Here is a 20521-nt window from a genome sequence, read left to right on the forward strand (position 1 = left end):
ATAGGTCAAACCCTGAGTTCACAGCATGATACTTGGGGTTGCCCCCATTTTCGCCCCTATAAAATGTAATGGAATGTAACATGTGGTTGACATGAATTTGTGGGAAAACTACAGAAAAATCTGCTTTATTGCACCCTTTTCGGCGCCGAAATGGCCTGCCTACGCCATTGTGACGGCCTGGAATCCTGCCAGCCGCCAGCTGGGAATGCGTCGCAATACCCGCCGTCAGCGGGCCCTGTGGCGGGCCATTGCGGCGGTGCCTCGCTGGCAGGTGATGGGGCCTTGTCGGGGCAGTTCTCTGGATGAAACATGGCAGGAGTCGTCGCTGCTGCTGGCCTGCCCGCGCAGCGAGGCCATCCGGCTGGCAGCCCGTTTTGGTCAGAATGCCATCTACTGGGTGGAGCAGGGGGAGCTCTGGCTGCTGCCGGTGTTGCTGGCGGGGGAGCCACACCATCTGGGCAGAATTGAATCCCACTGGATTGTCAGGGACTCTGCTTGATGAAAGAATGAGCGAATTCATGTCCATGGAAGGAGACTTATGATGTTGGATCTACTGCCCGATCTCTGTGACGAGTACGGCGATGCCCTGCAGGTGGCGGAACCGCTGTTTCAAAATTTTGGTGGCAAGGCGCTGTTTCACGGCCAGGCAGTCACTCTCTCTTGTTATGAGGACAACAGCCTGGTGCGGGAGCTGGTCAACCGGCCCGGGCAGGGGCGGGTGATGGTGATCGATGGCGGTGGCTCCCTGCGCCGCGCCCTGCTCGGCGATCAGCTGGCGATCAAGGCGGCGGAGCAGGGCTGGGAAGGCATCGTGATCTACGGCGCCGTGCGCGATGTGGGTACGCTGGCGACACTGGCGCTGGGGGTCAAGGCATTGGCGCCCTGTCCGGTCAAAACCGAGAAGCGGGGGCTGGGTGAGCTGGATGCCGTGGTGTCGTTTGCCGGGGTGACCATACATCCGGGTGACTACGTCTACGCCGATCTCAACGGCGTGCTGGTGAGCGCCACCCGGCTGATCTGATCCCGCTAGAAGTTGAAGCCGACCCCGACGCTGAGGGATTGTTCGGTGCTAAAGGCGCTGACGCCGTAGTTGGCAGTGATGGCCAGTTGCGGGGTCAGCAGCAGGCTGGTGTTGAGCTCCAGCAGGGTGCTGGGTTTGTTCACTTCCAGCTGTTTGAGCTGGCTGCCGATGTTGAGCATGGGGGAGAGCTGATAGCGCACCCCAGAGCTCAGGTTGTAGCCAGATTGCTCGCTGCTGGGGCCGATGGCCGGGCCTGCTTCCATGTAGAGGCTGACGCCATCGTGCAGCGGATACTGATAGCCGGTATTGATGAGCCAGAGATCGAAGCTGTCGTTGTGATGAGTCTGATTGCCGAGCAGCACGCCGGAGTAACTCTTGACGTAGAGCTGGCTGTTGGCGTCGTTCTTGAGGAAATCCCAGTCGGCGGCCTGGGCGGTAAGGCTGAGGCATGAGACGAGTGCGATGACGGATGATTTGACCATTCTTTTCCCCTCCCTGGGTCCGGAACAGGAATACAAGCATGGCACATGCCAGCTGGTAGTAAAGGGAACCCCGATCACAATAAAACAGTTTTGATTTGCTCCGCTCTCATGATACACAGGCCCCCATCACCATGTTTCTTCCCCTATTTTGCTGATATCAAGAGGTGAACCCATGAACAAAAAACTGACTCTGCTGGCCGTACTGGCCCTGGGAGGCTGCGCCATGGCAACTGGTTCCAAGCTGACTCAACTGCAAGCTTCCACCTGGCAACTGCAAGGGGCGAGCGGCGACACCTTCACCCTGCAAGTCGCCGGTGACAAGGTGGCGGGCAAGGGTGGCTGCAACCGCTATTTCGGCGCCATCACCCAGCAGGGTGACGGCGTGCTGGCGCTGGGCCCCATGGGTTCGACCCGCATGATGTGCATGGGCGATCTGGCCGGCAAGGAGATGCTCTATCTGCAGAAGCTGGAGAAAGTGGCAAGCTTCCAGATCAGCGGTCAACAGCTGGTATTGAGCGACGCCAACAAGGCGGCACTGCTCACCTTCGACGCCATGCCTGCCGCCAAGTAACTGACGTTTTTGTCAGGGGCTGTCGTAGCGCGAGCTGACGGCCCAACGCAAAAGGGACGCCTCGGCGTCCCTTTTGCTATTTGCACTCATTTTTGCAACTGGGCTTCCGGATGGGCTAGCCCCCCCGCTGAAATTTGAAGCGCTTCTTGCGCCGATAGGGATAGACATCCTCGAACACCCCCTCCTTGATGTTGCTCTGCAGCATCTTCCAGTAGTAGGCATCGAACAGCTCTTTGTGCAGTTGCATCATGATGTCGCGCACCTGGGGTTTTTGCAGCAAGAAGGTGGCGAACTCCTCGGGGAAGATGTCGTTGGGGGCCACCGAGTACCAGGGTTCTGCGCTCCACTCATCCTCGGGATAGCGCGGCGGCGGGATCTGGCGGAAGTTGCACTCCGTCATGTAGCAGATCTCGTCGTAGTCGTAGAACACCACCCGGCCGTGGCGGGTGACGCCGAAGTTCTTGAACAGCATGTCGCCCGGGAAGATGTTGGCCGCCGCCAGCTGCTTGATGGCGTTGCCATACTCCTCCAGCGCGAGCCGGGTCTGCTGCTCGTCCGCCTTGTCCAGATAGAGGTTGAGCGGGATCATCTTGCGCTCGGTGTAGAGGTGCTTGATCACCAGCTTGTCGTCGGTGAGGGTCAGCGCAGACGGGGCCACCGTCTTGAGCTCGGCCAACAGCTCCGGCGAGATGCGATCGAGGGGAAACTCGAAGTTGGTGAACTCCTGGGTATCGGCCATGCGGCCCACCCGGTCGTGCTGTTTTACCAGCCGGTACTTTGCCTTCACCTGCTCGTGGCTCACATCCTTGGGGGGCGTGAACTCGTCTTTGATCACCTTGAACACCACGTCATAGGAGGGGAGGGTAAACACGCTCATCACCATCCCCTTGATGCCGGGGGCGATGACGAACTGCTCCCGGCTCTGGGCCAGGTGCTGCTGGTAGTGGCGATAGAGCTCGGTCTTGCCGTGCTTCTGGCAACCGATGGCGTTGTAGATCTCGTAATCGGGCTTGTGGGGCATGATCTGGCGTAGAAACAGCACGAACAGCGCCGGCACGGGGGCATAGACCATGAAGTAGGCGCGGGCGAAGCCGAACACGATGGAGGCCAGCTCAGGCTCGAAGATGACGGTGTCCACATAGATGCTCTGACCGGTACTGAGCAGTGGCAGGATAAAGGGAAACACCTGCCCCTTGACCCGGATCAGCCCCACCAGATAGGCCCCCTTGTTGCGGTAGAACACCTCCTTGAGCAGCTCGATGGCGAACGGCTCATCGTGCAGGATGGCCGGCCCGTTCTCGGCAAGATGGCGCTGGATGTCGACAATATCCCGCTGTTTGTCCTCATAGGGCAGGGTGAAGCTGTAATCCCCCAGCAGTTGGCTCAGGGTCTGCGGCAGGTGGGCGAGATCGGTGCGATAGATGCGCAGCAGGGCGCTCAGGTCGGGGTGCTCCCCCCGGCTGCGAAATGGATGGATGTAGAGGTTCTCGTCGCGAATATTGCGATGGCGGAAGATGCGGCGATAGACGGAGTTGAAGAAGGACTCCGCCACCTCGAAGTTCTCGCACTTGGGTAACAGATCGCTGAACGCCCCCTTCACCTGCTTGAGCAGGGCCTGGCTCGGCAGGGTAGCCCCCATCATCTGCTTGATCAGCGCCGTGGTGGCGCCGACGTGGTGATCGTAGAGGCGAATGCGCTCGCGCCCGGCGAGCTGTACCCCGAGCCAGTCGCTGTTCTCGAAGCGACTCTTGCTGCCCTGGGTGATTTCGAGAAACCGGCTGTAAAACGACTCGAAGCGTTGCAGAATCGTCTCGGCGACGGCCTGTTCCAATGGCTGCTGCATCTCTCTCTTCCTTGTGATCTGTCGGGCCGATGGCGCCTGGGATTGGCTGCAATTTGTTCACATTCCCGGCCACTATGGCAACATTCAAACGTCTGTTCAAGTGGCAATTTTCGGGTGAAAACGGTAGATTGCGCCCCTGTTTTGCCGATGATCCGCTGTTGTTTGCGCATTCGGCCCTGCCCAGGAGAAAACCCGATGAAACTCTATTTTGTGCTGGTGGCCCCCGCCCGCCCGGCCAACGTGGGCGCTGCCGCCCGCGCCATGAAAACCATGGGCTTCGATGCCATGCGACTGGTGGCAAGCCGGGTGCACGAAGAGGAGGAGGCGAGCTGGGTGGCCCACGGTGCGCAGGAAGTCCTGACCCAGGCCGAGGCGTTTGACACCCTGGAAGAGGCGCTGGCCGACATGGATCTGGTGGTGGCTACCACTGCCCGCCAGCGCGGCCGTTATCAGCACTACCTCACTCCGGCCGAGATCCGCGACCAGATCAAGGCCAAGCCGTCGCTGGACAAGGTCGCCATCGTGTTTGGCTGCGAGGAGTCGGGGCTCTCCAACGAGCAGCTGGCCCAGGTCGACCTCATCAGCTATCTGCCGCTCAAGGTGAGCTACCCGTCCCTGAACCTGGGGCAGGCGATCATGCTGTACGCCTACGAGCTGAGCCAGTTGCTCGATGAGCCCGAGGTGCTAGCAGAAAATGTTGATAACGCCGGACAGGTTCGGGTGCTTAAAAGCAAAACAGCAGAAATTCTCGGTGAACTCGGAGTTTCGCAGGATGAAAAACTGCATCAGTGGGTGATGGACCGAGTACCCATGCTGCCGCAGCGGGATTTGAATATGCTCCATCTGCTCTGCAAAGACCTTGCCCGCAAACTTGGCAAAGAGGTTTAGGTTGACAGCCCTGCGCCCGGCGCGGTATTGCTAAAAGCCAGCTTCGTTCAAGAGTGTTCGTCATGCAGTTATTCACCAACGTCATCACCACCACCATTATTACCGGTACCACCACAGGTGGCACTGGGGCCGGTTGATGCGCTGACGAACAAGCACAGAAATCAGAAAAGGCCCGTACCCACCCAGTACGGGCCTTTTTGTTGGATGATTTTCAGAACCATTTTCGGGCAAATTTGCAAGGATCACAGGGAGAGAAAGCGATGAGAGTGTTGAAGTTTGGCGGGTCGTCACTGGCCGATGCAGAGCGTTTTTTACGGGTCGCCGATATTGCGGTGAATACCCACGGCCAATCCCAGGTTGCCCTGGTGCTGTCGGCACCGGCCAAGGTGACCAACCACCTGGTGGCACTGGTGGAGCAGACCAGCCGCGGCATGGATGCCAGCAGCACATTGTTCGAGATCAACGGCATCTTCTCCCGCCTCTTGGCCGGCTTGAAGGCAGCCTATCCGGCGCTGGATGACAAGGCGCTGCAGGCTCGTCTGACCAGCGAACTGGATCAGGTGGAGCGGCTGATGCAGGGCATCCGCCTGCTGGGGCTCTGCCCGGACAACGTGCAGGCCCGCATCCTGAGCCGAGGCGAGAACCTCTCCATCGCCTTCATGCACGAGTTGCTGCGAGTGCGCGGCCTTGAGCTGGACATCATAGTGCCAGAGCAGCTGCTGGTGACCGACGGCGGTTATCTGGAGGCTCACGTCGACATCGAAGCCTCCCGCCTGCGCTTCGCCGCCAAGGGCCTGCGCTCCGATTGCCTCTACCTGATGCCGGGCTTCACCGGTGGCAGCGACAAGGGTGAGACCGTGCTGCTCGGCCGTAACGGGTCCGACTACTCCGCCGCCGTGCTGGCCGCCTGCGTCGATGCCGAGTGCTGCGAGATCTGGACCGACGTCGAGGGCTGCTACAACTGTGACCCGCGCCTGGTGCCGGACGCCTATCTGCTGAAAACCCTCTCCTACAAGGAGGCGATGGAGCTCTCCTACTTCGGTGCCAAGGTACTGCACCCGAAAACCATCGCGCCGGTGGCCCAGTTCCACATTCCCTGCCTCATCAAGAACAGCTTCAACCCGCAGGGGCCGGGCACCTTGATTGGCGTCGAGCAGGGGGATGATGACCTGAAGGTGAAGGCCATCTCGGATCTCTCCGGCATGTGCATGTTCAACGTCTCCGGCCCCGGCATGAAGGGCATGGTGGGCATGGCCGGCCGCATTTTCTCCGCCGTCTCCCGCGCCGGGGTCAGCATCGTCCTCATCACCCAGTCATCCTCCGAGTACAGCGTCAGCTTCTGTATCCACAGCTATGACTGCGACAAGACCCGCAAGGTGCTGGAGCGTGAGTTCGAGCTGGAGTTCAAGAACCAGCTGCTGGATCCGCTCGAGATCATGCAGGATCTGGCGATCATCTCCCTGATCGGTGATGGCATGCGCACCTCCAAGGGGATGGCGGCCCGCTTCTTCACCTCGCTGGCACAAGCCTCCATCAACATCGTCGCCATCGCCCAGGGCTCGAGTGAACGCTCCATCTCTGCGGTGGTGCGGGATCGCAAGGTGGCGGAAGCCATCAAGGCCTGCCACCAGAACTTCTTCGGCAGCCAGCAGTTCATCGACTTGTTCGTGGTCGGCGTCGGCGGTGTCGGTGCAGCCCTGGTGGACCAGATTGCCCGCCAGCAGCCGGTATTGGCCGAGCAGGGCACCGGCCTGCGGGTAGTGGGCATCGCCAACAGCCGCCAGATGGCGGTCAACAAGGATGGGCTGAACCTCGCCAACTGGCGTGAACAGCTGGTGGAGGCCCGTGACAGCTTCAGCCTGGAAGCGGTGCAAAAGCTGGTGGAAGAGAGCCACCTCATCAACCCGGTGATCGTCGATTGCACCTCCAGCGAGGCCATCGCCGTCCAGTACGCCGACTTCCTTGCCGCCGGTTTCCACGTGGTCACCCCGAACAAGAAGGCCAACACCGGGTCGCTGGATTACTACAAGGCGCTGCGCCGCACCGCCCGCCAGACCCGTCGCAAGTTCCTGTACGAAACCAACGTGGGCGCCGGCCTGCCGGTCATCGAGAACCTGCAAAACCTGATCAAGGCCGGCGACAAGCTGCGTGCCTTCGACGGCGTGCTGTCCGGTTCGCTCTCCTTTATCTTCGGCAAGCTGGACGAGGGGATGGCCTTCTCCGATGCCACCAAGATTGCCCGTGGCAACGGCTTTACCGAGCCGGATCCGCGCGACGATCTCAACGGCATGGACGTGGCCCGCAAGCTGCTCATTCTGGCTCGCGAGGCTGGCATGGCGCTGGAGCTCTCCGATGTGGAAGTGGAGCAGGCATTGCCACCGGGCTTTGATGTGAGCGGCGACGTGGAAGCCTTTATGGCCCGCCTGCCGGAGGCTGACGGCTGGTTCCGCGACCAGTTTGCGGCCGCCCAGCGTGACGGCAAGGTGCTGCGCTACGTGGGCTCCATCGAGGGTGGCAAGTGCAAGGTCGCCATCAAGGCGGTCGGCGCCGACGAGCCGTTGTTCAAGGTCAAAGACGGGGAGAACGCGCTCGCCTTCTTCTCTACCTACTACCAGCCGATCCCGCTGGTGCTGCGCGGCTATGGCGCCGGTACCGAAGTGACCGCCGCGGGCGTCTTTGCCGACGTGCTGCGCACCCAGAACTGGAAGCAGGAGTTGTAAGCATGAGTTCAGACATGTACCCCTCTTATATGACTGAAGGCGGCAGCGTGGTGGCCTATGCCCCCGCCTCCAGCGCCAACCTGAGCGTGGGATTCGATGTATTGGGGGCGGCGCTCGCCCCCGTGGATGGCTCTCTGCTCGGGGATCGCGTCCAGGTCAAGGCGGCCGATGTACCGTTTGCCCTCTCCTCCGTGGGCTGTTACGCCCACAAGTTGCCGGCTGACCCGAAAAAGAACATCCTCCATGACTGCTGGCTCGCCTATGGCGAGGCGCTGGAGAAGCGCGGCCTTGCTCTCAAGCCGCTCGAAATGGTGCTGGAGAAGAACCTGCCGGTGGGCTCGGGTCTGGGTTCCAGCGCCTGCAGCGTGGTGGCGGCACTGGAAGGCCTCAACGCCTTTCACGGCGCGCCGCTCAATGAGCACGACCTGCTGCTGCTGATGGGGGAGATGGAAGGCAAGATCTCCGGCTCCGTCCACTACGACAACGTCGCCCCCTGCTATCTGGGCGGCATGCAACTGGTGCTGGAAGAGCACGGCGTCATCAGCCAGGGCATCCCGGTGTTTGAGCAGTGGTACTGGGTGGTCTGCTACCCGGGCACAGTGGTCTCCACCGCCGCCGCCCGCGCCATTCTGCCGGCCCAGTATCGCCGCCAGGATTGCCTCACCTATGGCCGCCGGCTGGCCGCTTTCGTGCACGCCAGCTACACCGGGCAGGAGGGGCTGGCGGCGAGCGTACTCAAAGACGTGATTGCCGAGCCCTACCGCGCGGCGCTGATTGAAGGCTTCAACGAGGTGCGGGCCCAGGCCGCCCAGAACGGGGCGCTGGCCACCGGCATCTCGGGCTCCGGCCCCAGCGTGTTCGTGGTGATGAAGGATCTGGCTCAGGCCGAGCGGATGAAAGATTGGATGGATGCACATTTCGTGCAGAACGAAGATGGATTTGCCCGGGTTTGCAAACTCGACATGGCCGGGGCACGGGTAACAGGAAGCGAGCTATGAATCTTTACAATATCAAGGACAAGAGTGAACAGGTGAGCTTCGCCCAGGCGGTGCGTCAGGGTCTGGGCCGCGAACAGGGTCTGTTCTTCCCCGAGCAGCTCGAGCCGTTGGCCGATGTGGATGCCCTGCTGGATCTGCCGCTGGTGGAGCGCTCCGCCCACATCCTCAGTCACCTGCTGGGGGACGAAGTGCCCGCGCCTCAGGTGCACGAGCTGGTCAAGGCCGCCTTCACCTTCCCGGCGCCGCTGGTGAAACTCAAAGATGGCACTTATGCCCTCGAACTGTTCCACGGCCCGACCCTGGCGTTCAAGGACTTCGGCGGCCGCTTTATGGCTCAGTGCCTCGCGGCCTTTAGAACCAACGACAAGATCACCATCCTCACCGCCACCTCGGGTGACACCGGCGCCGCCGTGGCCCACGCCTTCTACGGGCTGGAGGGGATCGAGGTGGTGATCCTCTACCCGAAGGGCAAGATAAGCCCGCTGCAGGAAGCGCTGTTCTGCACCCTGGGTGGCAATATCCGCACCATCGCCATCGATGGCGATTTCGATGCCTGCCAGGCGCTGGTGAAGCAATCCTTCGATGACGAGGAGCTGAAAAAGGCCATCGGTCTGAACTCCGCCAACTCCATCAACATCAGCCGCTTGCTGGCCCAGGTTTGCTACTACTTCGAGGCGCTGGCCCAGCTACCGAAAGCCGATCGTGCCAAGGCGGTGATCAGCGTGCCGTCCGGCAACTTTGGCAACCTCACCGCAGGCCTTATCGCCAAGGCGCTGGGGCTGCCGGTGAAGCGCTTTATCGCCGCCACCAACGCCAACGATACCGTGCCGCGCTACCTGAAAACCGGTCAGTGGGATCCGCACCAGACGGTGGCCACCCTGTCGAACGCCATGGATGTGAGCCGCCCCAACAACTGGCCTAGGGTGGAAGAGCTGTGCCGTCGCAACGGCTGGGCACTGGAAACCCTGGGTTCTGGCATGCGCAGTGATGCCCAAACTCGAGACGCACTCAAGCGCCTGCACCAGCTGGATTACCTGTGCGAACCCCACGGGGCGATTGCCTGGGATCTGCTGGGAGAACAGCTGGCTGAGGACGAAGTAGGGGTGTTCCTCTGCACCGCTCATCCGGCCAAGTTCAAGGAGTCGGTGGACGAGATCCTGGGGCTGGACGTGCCGCTGCCAGGTCCGCTCGCCAAGCATGCCGTGCTGCCGCTCTTGTCCCATAACCTGCCGGCGGAGTTTGCCCGGTTAAGAGCGTTTCTGATTGAGTAAGACTGGTTGAGCAAGATAGCCGGGTGCTGAAGGCAGCCATAAAAAATCCCCCGATATCGGGGGATTTTTGTTTTCTGCGTTGGGGTCGAGAGCAACCAGAAATCGGGAGCAAGTTATTCCACGGCCGTTTTTTCACAGCTCGGGTTGCCCAGATCATCGTGAACACTGCAATCCCAGTTGTGCACCCCATCGCTGAGCTGGTCGTATTCCACCTTGGCTGCGGCCAGGTTGACCCCTTCCAGTTCAGTCGGCTGGACGTTCACATACCACACGCGAGTGCCGTCGGTGACGAAGTTTTCCTGCAGTGGTTTGATAAGATCGCTGTCGACCCCTTTTGGCAGGGGGGAAATCCGCTGGTTGCCGCTATAGAAGCCGTCTTTGGTCACGGCGGAAGAGAAGTTCAGGCAGTGGAAGCTGGTGGCATCCACCCCTTGTTGGGGTTCACCCTCAAAATAGAGGGTGCCATCAATGTTGGCCCACCCTTGGCAGACGTCGTACAACGCTACTTTTCCTTTGTGGGGGATGACCTTGGTCTGGTCGGCCACATAGTAGTAGTGGCGCTGGTCAGCAGCCTGACCATGGGTCGTTTTCAGGCGTTTGGGGTCCGCCCCCTCGAGCAGTTCACCGGTGACGAGAAAGACATGGCGATCGTCGCTGGCAAAAGGGTGGTCAAGCAAGGTGAAGGCGGCGGTATTCACTGGCACCTTGATCTGCTCGCAATAGGCATAGGCCTGCTGCCCGCTCAGCAGAAAACTGCCAAGCGCCTTGGCAGTGTTGAGATCGAAGCTATCAGGCAGTGGCTGGGCATTGCAGAAATAGCGCCCCTGCGAATGGGCAATGCTGAAATTATCGTTGCGGTATGTGACATCAAAGTCTGTCGGCACAGCTCCTGCCAGTGTGATCCCCGCTTGATTGCCATAGGGTTTGAAGATGACCTTGCCGGCATCAAGCTGATAGGGAGCAACAATCTCTGCATGGCTTGCCAGCGGCAGACAGCACGCCAACAGGGCGCAGTAGCGAACATTCATAAGGGCTCACTGTTCATTGAGAAGGTGGGTGATAATGCGAAATGGCCGCCAGGGTTGCGAGAGCACAGCATGCCCCAAAAGTGGTGCCGTTTGGCATCATACGTAGGTGAGTTTCCATATGGCAAGCATTAAGCGCCGCTAAGAGTGCCCACCCAGCTTGCACCTTGGCAGGAGGCTGTATGTTCAGTTGACCAACTCACCTTCGTCGGGTTAGCCTCTTGGCTCCTTTGATATATGAGTACTTCCTCCGATGCGCATTTAACCTGTCCGCACCCCGCTTTTGATTCCTCTCCCGCCTGGGAGATCGGGTGCGTCTTACCGTGACAGGTTGATGCTGATTCCTTGCTTGTTTTCCCATTAGTGGACACGTGTCCCTGTCATTTGCTTGGCTCTTGGCCTGCGGCTCCCGCATTGGCCCACAGGAGTTCAGATGACCCATATCGCATGTCATATCAACGCTTTGCAGCTGCCCTTCGGCGCCTGCACTGTGCCCCTTACCTTCACTTTGCCCGCTGCGGGATGCACCCTGATCGGCCGCAACGGCATCGGCAAGAGCCTGCTGCTCGAACTGCTGGCGGGCCAGCGCCGCGCGGCTTCTGGCAAGATTGAGTGGCTGACCCCCATCAGCTGGTTGTCCCAGTTTGCACCCGCTCAAGATCATGACGACGGAGCCAGCGTGGCCGATGTGATCGGCTGGGGCGAGCCGCTGCGGGCCCTTGAGCGCATCGAGCAGGGGAGCTGCGCCCTGGACGATTTCGAGCGGCTGGCTGATCGCTGGCACCTGCGCAGCGATCTTGCCGACCTGCTGGCAGAAGCGGGCCTCAGACTCGATGCCCATGCCCCGGTCAGCACCCTGAGCGGCGGCCAGCTCACCCGTTTGCGCCTGCTGGCACTGTTTGCGAGATCTGCTCACTTTCTGCTGCTCGATGAGCCGGACAACCACCTGGATGCCAGTGGCATCGCGTGGCTGAGCCAGCGATTGGCCAGCCACAGTGGTGGCTATCTGCTGGTAAGTCACGACCGACGTCTGCTCAATCAGGGGAGCCAGCTACTGGAGCTGGGCGAGCAGGGGCTGCAGAGTGCTAGCCTCTCGTTTGAGGCATTTTTGGCGCAGCAGGCCGAGTTGCAGGCTGCCCGCAGTGCCCGGCTGGTGCAGGCGGAGCGCCGTGAAAAAGCGGCGGCGCGCAGCCTGCAAAAGGTGCGAGAACAGGCGGCCAGACGAGCCAGTCAGGGACGGCGTGAGCGCGGCTCTCAGGCCAAGATCCTGCTCGATTTCAAAGCGGAACAGGCGGGCAAATCCCTTGGCAAGGTGCTGGATTGCCATGAGCGGGGCCACAGTGCCCAGATGGAGGCTCGCGCGGAAGCGGCAGCTGCACTGGCAGCGGTGCAGCCGCTTGTCATGCAGTGGCCGGCGAAAAGCGATCGCAAGGGGGCGGCCCAGCCGTTGGTGATCACGGCGGCGCGCCACAGGCGCTGGCATGATCAGCAGGTAGATCTGGTGCTGCAACGGGGGGCTCGCTGTCTGTTGGCCGGTCGCAACGGCAGCGGCAAGTCGAGCCTGCTGCAGATGCTGCGCGGCGAGCTGGCACCCGATGCCGGCAGCTTTCGCATCAATGGCCGGATGGCCTGTCTCGATCAGGGGCTCAGCCTGATTGCGCGAGACCTCAGCCCGCTGGCCAATCTGCTGGCAGTGGCACCGACACTTTCCGAGAGCGACGCGAGAACCCGACTGGCGGGCATAGCACTGCGCGGCGATCGCGCCCTGGCGCCCAGTCATGGGCTGAGCGGTGGCGAGCGACTAAAACTGGGTTTGCTGATGGTGCTGGCGCAACTTCCCGACCTGTTGCTGCTGGACGAGCCGGACAACCATCTGGATCATGCCTCGCGCCAGCTGCTCACTCAGGTGCTGGCCGACTACCCGGGCACCCTGCTGCTGGTCTCCCACGATCCCGACTTTGTGGTCGGGGTGGGGGTTGAAAGGGAGTATTGGTTGGAGGGGGATGATTGACGCAGAGTTTGAGTCTTTGTACAAATTCAAGGATTCGGTGGACGAGAGGATGTGCCGCTGCTATCTGTTAATTTGCCAGCGGAGTTTGCTGGCTTAAGAGCCTTTCTGCTGGCTTGAGCCTTGGTCGAGAACTAACCTATAGAAATAAAAATCCCCCGGTAGCGGGGGATTTTTATTTCTTGGAAAGGAGGATGAAATCTGAACAACAGATGGTGTTGGTTCAATGGCCTACCTCTGCAGCAGATCTCCCATGCCCCGATGGGGATTGAAAGGGAGGGGAACTAGGCTGTGTTCTTAAAGTGATGAAGATATAATCTCACATCTTCTCAACAGCTTAAGACCTATGCAGTGTCCCGTCGTTACCAGTTGACCGATGCACAATGGGGACTTATCGAGCCCCTTTTTCCATACCACCGCATAAGCGGACGTCCTACTCGCGAGCCACGCCAAGTGCTCGATGGCATTCTCTGGATACTCCACACCGGTGCGCCTTGGCGAGATCTGCCAGAACGTTTCGGCCCATGGAGTTCGGTCTACAACACCTTTCGACGTTGGCAGAGTACAGGTCACATCGATGCCATCCTTGAAGCGCTGCAACTACATCTCAATGAAGAAGGGCTTATCGACTTCGACCTGTGGTGCATTGACGGCTCCAATGTCAGGGCATCCAAAGATGCTGCCGGAGCGCGTAAAAAAACACTCCGGTGAATCAAGCGCTTGGTCGCTCGCGTGGAGGTTTTGGCAGCAAAATTCACTTGGTCACTGATGGTCATGGTTTACCGCTGGGGTTCTGCCTTTCACCGGGGCAATCAGCGGAAATCAGATATGCGACAAGTGCGCTGGCCATGGCAAGGATACCGACCTCATCAGGCCGTTATCGCACGCGTCCAGCGCATCTTGCCGCAGATAAGGCCTATAGCAGCAGGGCTTTGCGGGCCGAACTCCGGCGCAGAGGGATAAAAGCAGTCATCCCGCAGCGCAGCGACCAGCAGCGGCACCATAAGGGACGACCTCTGGTATTAGACAAAGCTCGTTATCGCAGGCGAAATGTGGTCGAGCGGTGCTTCGGATGGCTGAAGAAGTTTCGCCGATTCTCAACGAGATATGAAAAGCTGGCGGGAAGTTTTGCTGCTTTTATCAAGCTGGCTTTCTGCCTTCGTTACTTACGAGAGCTATTGGTGGACAGAAAACCAGCATTTTGAGAACACAGCCTAACTGCAGTTGAAGGACAGGTCGACAAGGTGTGGATAGCAGTACCTGTTATATTTAAGGTAGAGTTTCTGATATATATTGCAGATCAGTACCTTGACCTAGTTCGTCGAAACTTCACATTTTTTATTCTGCTCGCGGTGAAGTTTATCTATCTAAGATACTTTTATGTTGTAGGGGGCGCAATCCCCATAAACACACACCATTCATTTCCAAATTTTTTAACTGCTGCAATGTTGAGTCTAACTCTTCGGTAAAAAACTGTTCGTGTAAAAGTATAATATGGTGAATTTATAGATAAGTAACCTTTTAAAATTCTATGGCATAAGTCACCGATTTTATTATCCTGTGGAACTTGGTAGTCAAGATTTAATTGTGGATGGTTGACGTATTGGTGTCGTAATATGTTGTAGCTTGTTTGCCATTCATCAGATAAAATCAAGTCAATTAATCCAGAGATATGGCTTTGACGTTCACTTAAATACTCAGGTTCATTTAAAAAAACTTCCGTCATCTTGGATTTTATATTTTCATGTCCATTATCAACAGCTTTACATGTGATTTCATCAAAAGTAATCAGTTGCTCTACATTATCCACACATGGATTTAGTATGAGTATATCGAGTACTTTTTTTTCATCATTAATATCTTTTAGTTTATATTGGTTTTTTATTTTCTTTTTATTACACTTGTCACATGATAAATGTAAGTTATCCCAATCATAAGCCCTTTCAGGGAAATGAATGCTATAAGGCAAGTAATGCTCTATTTGATATGTATTTTTTATGTTTTTTTCACAAATATAGCACTTGTCTCTATACAAATTTTGTAGTGTTAGTTTAACATTGTCGTGTGCATAGATGTTTCCTTTAGCCTTTTTAACTAATCCTGTAGATATATCTTGATGCTCTCTATTTAGTCGGGGTACATCAGCATATAGTGTTGATAAATTAGATGGGACTGGAAATGCCCCTCTGTTAACTTTACGCATCCAACACCTCTATTAAATTAGCACTTCCTTGTGTGAGTATTATTCTTCTTAGATGTTCATGTAGTGATGCCGACTTAGAGGTCAAGAAGTCATATTTTTCTTTTATTAAATCGTGATTGCCCTCTTGTTGTTCATTTACAAGGAGAATAATTTCATTTATTTTTTCTTGAACCGATGGTGAAAAGCCTAGATTTTGTTCAAATACTTTATTTATTATTTCGTTAATATCAAAATATGAGTAGTTATCCGTAATGTCTTCGCCATTTGGTAATTTTATAACGGTAGAATTTTCAGGAAGAGATCTAATAACATATGGGCTGTGAGTTGTGATTATAAATTGAATGTTTGGGAAGGTACTTGTTAACCATGGTAAGAATTCTTCTTGCATTTTAGGATGAAAATTTTTGTCTATTTCGTCAATAAATACAATTCCTGGTACATCTGAGGGAAGTCTATATTTTGTGTTATTGTTTCTTTGTATTTCAGTTGATTGGATGAAAATATTAAATGCAGTTACTAACCAGTCAGACTGCCCTGATGACAAAGCATCTAATGATGGTAAACCATTGCAGGAGATGCTTCGAATTGGGAATGTTCCTATAGAAAACTTCTCGAAATTTGAATCTATACTTCTAAGTGTATCTATGAAGCTTTGATGAAGAGAATAAGATGGTGTCTTGCTATTCGATGTTGCAATAAAATGCTCAAGAAGCACATCTAGAAAAATGCTTATAGCATCATCAATGCCGCTAGTAACTTTGAATGGGAAACGTCTACGTCCAATAATTCTAGATGTTTCAGGTTTATATGTGTAATCGTTACTTTTCTTTTCATATGGGGCAATTTCATGTCTATTTGTTGGTCGAAATAATAAGACATTGCTTTTTATGGGATCGTTACTTTCTTCAAAAGTAGTATCCCAATTATGGTGAATTCCATTGGCATTGTAATCACTAATGAACATTGAAGATGTATCAAGCATGTTTTTTCTAAAGCTTGCAGTGAACAAAGCTTGGATGTCATTAGTGATTTTGCTATAGTCAATTACAGCTGCTTCAGAACATTTATATATATTGCTTTCATGTTCAATCGACACGCTAGCGTAATAGAATCCATCTTTAGAATCTTGTTTTATTATATTGGTGTTTTGTCGATAATGATCAGTTTCATCGCTTGGGGACGCTTCACTAGAGTGACGTCTAATTAATTGATATATTGTGTAGAGAATCGATGATTTGTTAGAGCCATTTTCACCAACAAAGCAGACGACATTGTTATCAATTGGTATACTGACATTTAGGTTTGATATTTTTTTATAGTTCAAGAAATTAATATTAGATATTTTCATTAGGTATGCCTTTTATTAAATTAAATAACCATTAAGTATGATTAAAGTAGAGTGTAATGTCTCGAAGTAAAGTCAACTTTTAGGTGGAAGTGTGTGAGGTGTTTATTGATTTTTGAGTTCAAAATCGGTTTTTAAAAATAAATTATCTTTTACTTGTGGGCTTCATTTTTTTAGCTCGAAAAGCAACGCTACCGCCCCTGGATTACAGCTTCCAAAATGCTCCATTAACCAGCGAGGGCAGCAGCCCATCGCAGCAATAGGCACCGGATGGCTATGTTAAGCCAATCGAATCTGCTCTCACCAGTCAAAAATTGACGTAACTATCAGGAATATCTGCGTTTTATGCGCTGGCTCAAGAAATCGCTGTGGTGGGGAACAGGATTCCCATGGCCCTTGATTTTATTGGTGTTGGCGAATGTCGTGGGGAAGAGGGGGGTTGGCTTGCTGTTAAGGCGGAGCTGGCCGGAGAGAGTCCAGCTTAGCCAATCGGCGCTATAGTGCGGGCTATGGTGCCCTGTGCTCCGTGGCCCTGGCTGGCGAGGCGGGGGATCTGCGGCAACAATCAGCTGTTGTCATAACAGTTACTTGCAATCAGATCACCATGCAAACAGGTCACCATGCCAACACATCACAATAAGGAACGTCATATGAAGCGTATTGCCATCCTGTTCGGCCTGCTCTGCGGCAGCGTGCTGCTGGCCAATCCGGTCTTTGCCAACGACGCTGCCCAGTTGCAGTGCGAGGCGCAGGCCGCGGCCAAAAAACTGGCGGGCGCCGCCAAGACCAGCTTTGTCGGCAAGTGCGTGAAAGATGCCGCCGGCGCTGTGAGCGGCGAATGCGAGAAGGCGGCCGCCGACAAGAAGCTGGTCGGTGCGGCCAAGAACAGCTTTATCCAGAAGTGCGTGAAGACGGGTGCGGCGATGGATCCGGCGGCCAAGTGCGAGAAGGCGGCGGCCGACAAGAAGCTGGCTGGCGCGGCCAAGAACAGCTTTGTCCAGAAGTGCGTGAAGGATAGCGCCGCCAAGTAAGGGGTTTTCTTGTCCGGTGTGTTTGCGGGGGGCCTGATGACCCCCCGCGCTTTTTGGGGCGGGCACTGGTGCGTTATCGCTGAACGGGTGACGCAAGGACAGGGTAGGGCAGGGTTGGGTTGGGCGGGGGCAGACAAGCGGTAGCAAAGGGGGTAAGCGGGGGCGGCCCTGGAGAAGTTGCCGGAACTGGGATCTCGATCGGCACAACAGGACTTTTGTCCTGCAAGGGGCGAGGGGACGGGGGCTAGGATGCCCTCATCCACACGAGTCAAACTGGAGCACAACAACAATGACCGCTCATATCAATGCCAACCCGGGCGATTTCGCCGAGACCGTCATCATGCCGGGGGACCCGCTGCGGGCCCGCTATATCGCCGAGACCTTTCTGACCGATGCGCGCGAGGTGACCAATGTGCGCAACATGCTGGGCTACACCGGCTACTACAACGGCCAGCGTATCTCGGTGATGGGCCACGGCATGGGGATCCCCTCCATGGTGCTCTACGCCCACGAGCTGGTGAACGACTTCGGGGTCAAGCGGATCATCCGTATCGGCAGTCTGGGGGCGACCCAGCGCCACGTGCAGATGCGTGATGTTATTCTGGCACAGGCGGCGGGCACAGACTCCCCGACCAATGCCAAGCGCAGCGCCGGCTACCAGATGGCCACCTCGGCCGACTTCGCCCTGCTGCACAAGGCGTTCACTCTGGCGCAGGAGAAGGCCATTCCGGTCAAGGTGGGCAATATCTTCACCGGCGACCTCTATTACGATCCGGACGACAACCTCATTCCGGCGCTGGAGAAGTTTGGCGTGCTCGGTATCGACATGGAGGTGGCCGGTCTCTACGGGCTGGCCCATCAGCAGGGGATCGAGGCGCTCGCCATCCTGACTGTCTCCGACCACTGCCTGACCGGTGAAGAGACCACTGCCGAAGAGCGGCAGCTCTCCTTCAACCAGATGATCGAGCTGGCGCTGCACACCGCGCTGTAAGTGCTGCGGCCCGCCCAACCCTGCACGCACCCTGACCCCAAGAGAGATCCAATATGAACAATAAGCTCTCCCTCACTGCCATCAGCTTCCTGGCCAACTTCGTGATGGCCGGTTTTGCGACCCAGTTCGGCATGCTGATCGACCCCATCGCCGCCAAGTTCGGCGCCGACGTCAATCAGGTGGCCTCCATCTTCTCCCTGCTTAACGGCGGGGCGCTGGCGGGCACCATTGCCGCCTTCTTCCTCATCGAGAAAGTGGGCCTCAAGCGGATGACGCTGCTCTGCTACGGCCTGATCGCGCTGGCGGCGGCCTCGCTCCATCTGACCGGCTCGCTCTATGTGGTGATGGCGGCCATGACGGTGATCGGCCTGTGCGGCGGGGTGGGGCTCTGCATTGCAGGGACCCTGGTGGTGAGCGTCTGGCAGGCGCGGATGCAGAGCACCATGCTGGTGGTGCAGGATGCCACCTTCAACGTGGCCGGGGTGGTCTTCCCGCTTATCACTACCTACACCCTGACTCACGCCATGGCGTGGAGCTGGAGCTATCTGGCGGTGGGTGTGGTGGCGCTGGCGACTATGCTGGTGGCAGTGCTGACCAACTTCCGCAGCTGCGAGGCGGGCGGCGAGAGCGCCGGCAACGAGCACTCGGAGTGGAACCTTGGCATCATCAGCGGCGGGCTGGGGCTCTTTCTCGGCATGCTGGCGCTCTACACCTTCCTCACCTGGGCACCCATGTTCGTGAAGAACAAGTTCGGCATCCCCTTCGAGGAGGCGGGCAATATCATCACCCAGTACTGGACGGCGGCCCTGCTCGGCGCGCTGGTCTCGACCGCCATCGTGACCCGCATTGCGATCCGCACCTTCCTGCTGGTGATCATCACGCTGGCGATGGGGATGACGGCGCTTATCGTCACCACCGACAACCTGAGCCAGCTGCCTTACCTCACCTACGGTTACGGCTTTGTCTGCGCCGCGCTCTACAACGCCTTTATCGCCTACGGGGTGTCGTTTGTTCGCCAGGCATCGAGCAAGAACGTCTCCTATATCCTGATCAGCGGCAGCGCGGGGGCCATGTTCAGCCCGGCCATCAGCGCCCTGTTCGAGCAGGTGATCGGTCTGCAGGCGGTGATGTACGCCATCCCGCTTATCTATGGCGTGATCCTCGTCATGCTGGTGGCGTCGCTGCGCATGGCCCGGCCCCAGCCTTGTCTCGCCTGAGCGGGAGAGTAGACAGCAAGAGGGGCGGTATAAACCGCCCCTCTTTTTTGTCTTTAACCGGCAACTGATGCCCGCGAGTTATGGCTGTTCCAGAAAGGCCTTGAGCCCCGCCAGATCGCGGATCTGCAGTCCCTCCTCACCGCGCTCCACTAGCCCTTTCTCCATCAGCTCTTTCACCGCCCGCCGGTAGACCCGATCCGTAGTGCCGAAGCGCTCCGCCTCCTGATACCCCTTGCGAAAGCCGCTTACCGGGTTGTGGTGGCAGTGGCTGTGATAGAGGTCGAGGGCGATGTTGTAGCTGATGGGGTAGAGCATGCGGCAGGTGAAGATATCCACCGTGTCCTGATAGTCGATGGCAATGGCGGTGGCAAAGAAGAGCGCCACCTTGGGGTGGGCGACCAGCGCCTGCTCCAGCTGTTCGCCATCGATGCGGGCCACTTCCAGCGGCTCCTCGGCGATGATGTCGAGCTGGCAGCGATAGCCGGTGAAGAACTCCATCTCACCGAAGAGCTGGTGGTCGCACTCCAGGGTGCCGAGCTGAAAGCGGCGGCCATTCATGGCGGTGTGGCCCATGGCGATGCGGCCGCTCTTGACCAGCACCAGATCCCGCAGCGGTTCGCCCTGGCGCATCAGGGGTTCCCCCTCGGGGATCAGGCGCCGCTCCGTGATGCAGGAGCTGACCACCTGTTCGATGAGATCGTGGCCGGCCTGCCAGTGGGGCTGAAAGCGCCCCTTGAGAAGGGGTTTGAGTTGCATGGGGTTCCGGGTCGTCGCCAAACACAAACGGCTATTACACACCCTGCCGCTGGCAGACTCCAGCCCGAAGGCGCGGAGGGCCGGCGTGAGCATGCGAGGGTGTGACGGAGATCGGGCTGGCGGGACTGGGGTGGACACGGCTGGCGCGGAT

Annotated in this window: 18 protein-coding genes; 12 read left to right on the forward strand and 6 right to left on the reverse strand. The window is 57.2% G+C overall.

Annotated features, from left to right (window positions below):
* Positions 1 to 82 precede the first annotated feature (82 nt).
* Positions 83 to 499 carry a DUF3293 domain-containing protein gene (locus OKC44_RS04705; RefSeq protein WP_270811362.1) on the forward strand — a complete coding sequence of 139 codons (417 nt, stop codon included), beginning with the start codon at positions 83 to 85 and terminating at the stop codon, positions 497 to 499.
* A 42-nt stretch (positions 500 to 541) separates the two neighbouring features.
* Positions 542 to 1021, forward strand: coding sequence for a putative 4-hydroxy-4-methyl-2-oxoglutarate aldolase (locus OKC44_RS04710; protein ID WP_010633331.1), 480 nt, complete (start codon positions 542 to 544; stop codon positions 1019 to 1021).
* Positions 1022 to 1026: 5 nt separating this feature from the next.
* Here OKC44_RS04710 and OKC44_RS04715 read toward each other — a convergent pair whose 3' ends face one another.
* A complete protein-coding gene (locus OKC44_RS04715) occupies positions 1027 to 1503 on the reverse strand; it encodes a hypothetical protein (protein ID WP_024943683.1) in 477 nt (158 codons plus the stop codon).
* Positions 1504 to 1675: 172 nt separating this feature from the next.
* Between OKC44_RS04715 and OKC44_RS04720 the strand changes: the two genes are divergently transcribed.
* The gene (locus OKC44_RS04720) at positions 1676 to 2074 is read left to right on the forward strand and encodes an META domain-containing protein (protein ID WP_024943684.1); all 399 of its coding nucleotides are present in this window, start codon (positions 1676 to 1678) and stop codon (positions 2072 to 2074) included.
* A gap of 115 nt (positions 2075 to 2189) precedes the next feature.
* Here the strand turns inward: OKC44_RS04720 and aceK are convergent, their stop codons facing one another.
* Positions 2190 to 3917, reverse strand: a complete 1728-nt coding sequence (aceK, locus tag OKC44_RS04725; protein ID WP_270811365.1) for a bifunctional isocitrate dehydrogenase kinase/phosphatase — start codon at positions 3915 to 3917, stop codon at positions 2190 to 2192.
* 195 nt (positions 3918 to 4112) lie between these two features.
* Between aceK and OKC44_RS04730 the strand changes: the two genes are divergently transcribed.
* The 4 genes from OKC44_RS04730 to thrC all read left to right on the forward strand — a co-directional run bounded on the left by OKC44_RS04730 (position 4113) and on the right by thrC (position 9794).
* Positions 4113 to 4805: a tRNA/rRNA methyltransferase gene (locus OKC44_RS04730; protein WP_029304108.1), complete on the forward strand. Its 693-nt coding sequence runs from the start codon at positions 4113 to 4115 to the stop codon at positions 4803 to 4805.
* A 260-nt stretch (positions 4806 to 5065) separates the two neighbouring features.
* Entirely contained in the window at positions 5066 to 7525 is a 2460-nt protein-coding gene (thrA, locus tag OKC44_RS04735; RefSeq protein WP_029299563.1) for a bifunctional aspartate kinase/homoserine dehydrogenase I, read from the forward strand.
* A 2-nt stretch (positions 7526 to 7527) separates the two neighbouring features.
* Positions 7528 to 8523 (forward strand): homoserine kinase, encoded by a 996-nt coding sequence (gene thrB / locus OKC44_RS04740; protein ID WP_270811368.1) that lies wholly within the window; start codon positions 7528 to 7530, stop codon positions 8521 to 8523.
* The gene (gene thrC / locus OKC44_RS04745; protein WP_270811370.1) at positions 8520 to 9794 is read left to right on the forward strand and encodes a threonine synthase; all 1275 of its coding nucleotides are present in this window, start codon (positions 8520 to 8522) and stop codon (positions 9792 to 9794) included. The genes thrB and thrC overlap by 4 nt, the downstream gene beginning before the upstream one ends.
* 113 nt (positions 9795 to 9907) lie before the next feature.
* Here thrC and OKC44_RS04750 read toward each other — a convergent pair whose 3' ends face one another.
* Positions 9908 to 10822 carry a DKNYY domain-containing protein gene (locus OKC44_RS04750; protein ID WP_266141119.1) on the reverse strand — a complete coding sequence of 305 codons (915 nt, stop codon included), beginning with the start codon at positions 10820 to 10822 and terminating at the stop codon, positions 9908 to 9910.
* Between the two features lie 430 nt (positions 10823 to 11252).
* On the opposite strand from OKC44_RS04750, the gene OKC44_RS04755 reads away from it, so the two are divergent.
* Both OKC44_RS04755 and OKC44_RS04760 read left to right on the forward strand, forming a co-directional pair.
* Positions 11253 to 12830 (forward strand): ATP-binding cassette domain-containing protein, encoded by a 1578-nt coding sequence (locus OKC44_RS04755; RefSeq protein WP_266141120.1) that lies wholly within the window; start codon positions 11253 to 11255, stop codon positions 12828 to 12830.
* A 348-nt stretch (positions 12831 to 13178) separates the two neighbouring features.
* Positions 13179 to 14032 (forward strand): IS5-like element ISAs34 family transposase gene (locus OKC44_RS04760; RefSeq protein WP_161470807.1). Its coding sequence is split into 2 segments (ribosomal slippage): positions 13179 to 13521 and positions 13521 to 14032, totalling 855 coding nucleotides; the frame shifts between segments, so codons are not numbered across the junction.
* Positions 14033 to 14205: 173 nt separating this feature from the next.
* Here OKC44_RS04760 and OKC44_RS04765 read toward each other — a convergent pair.
* Positions 14206 to 15030: an HNH endonuclease gene (locus OKC44_RS04765; RefSeq protein ID WP_257685251.1), complete on the reverse strand. Its 825-nt coding sequence runs from the start codon at positions 15028 to 15030 to the stop codon at positions 14206 to 14208.
* Positions 15023 to 16378, reverse strand: coding sequence for an AAA family ATPase (locus OKC44_RS04770; RefSeq protein ID WP_266140928.1), 1356 nt, complete (start codon positions 16376 to 16378; stop codon positions 15023 to 15025). The genes OKC44_RS04765 and OKC44_RS04770 overlap by 8 nt, the downstream gene beginning before the upstream one ends.
* Before the next feature lie 647 nt (positions 16379 to 17025).
* Between OKC44_RS04770 and OKC44_RS04775 the strand changes: the two genes are divergently transcribed.
* The 3 genes from OKC44_RS04775 (at position 17026) to tsgA (ending at position 19614) form a co-directional block, all read left to right on the forward strand.
* Positions 17026 to 17406, forward strand: coding sequence for a hypothetical protein (locus OKC44_RS04775; RefSeq protein WP_266140927.1), 381 nt, complete (start codon positions 17026 to 17028; stop codon positions 17404 to 17406).
* 289 nt (positions 17407 to 17695) lie between these two features.
* Entirely contained in the window at positions 17696 to 18397 is a 702-nt protein-coding gene (gene deoD, locus OKC44_RS04780) for a purine-nucleoside phosphorylase (RefSeq protein ID WP_266140926.1), read from the forward strand.
* Between the two features lie 53 nt (positions 18398 to 18450).
* Positions 18451 to 19614, forward strand: a complete 1164-nt coding sequence (gene tsgA, locus OKC44_RS04785) for an MFS transporter TsgA (protein ID WP_266140925.1) — start codon at positions 18451 to 18453, stop codon at positions 19612 to 19614.
* Between the two features lie 78 nt (positions 19615 to 19692).
* Here the strand turns inward: tsgA and OKC44_RS04790 are convergent, their stop codons facing one another.
* Entirely contained in the window at positions 19693 to 20370 is a 678-nt protein-coding gene (locus OKC44_RS04790; RefSeq protein ID WP_202009411.1) for a Crp/Fnr family transcriptional regulator, read from the reverse strand.
* Positions 20371 to 20521: the final 151 nt, after the last annotated feature.

The sequence above is a fragment of the Aeromonas sp. S41-2 genome (assembly GCF_027705845.1).
Classification (GTDB): domain Bacteria; phylum Pseudomonadota; class Gammaproteobacteria; order Enterobacterales; family Aeromonadaceae; genus Aeromonas; species Aeromonas hydrophila.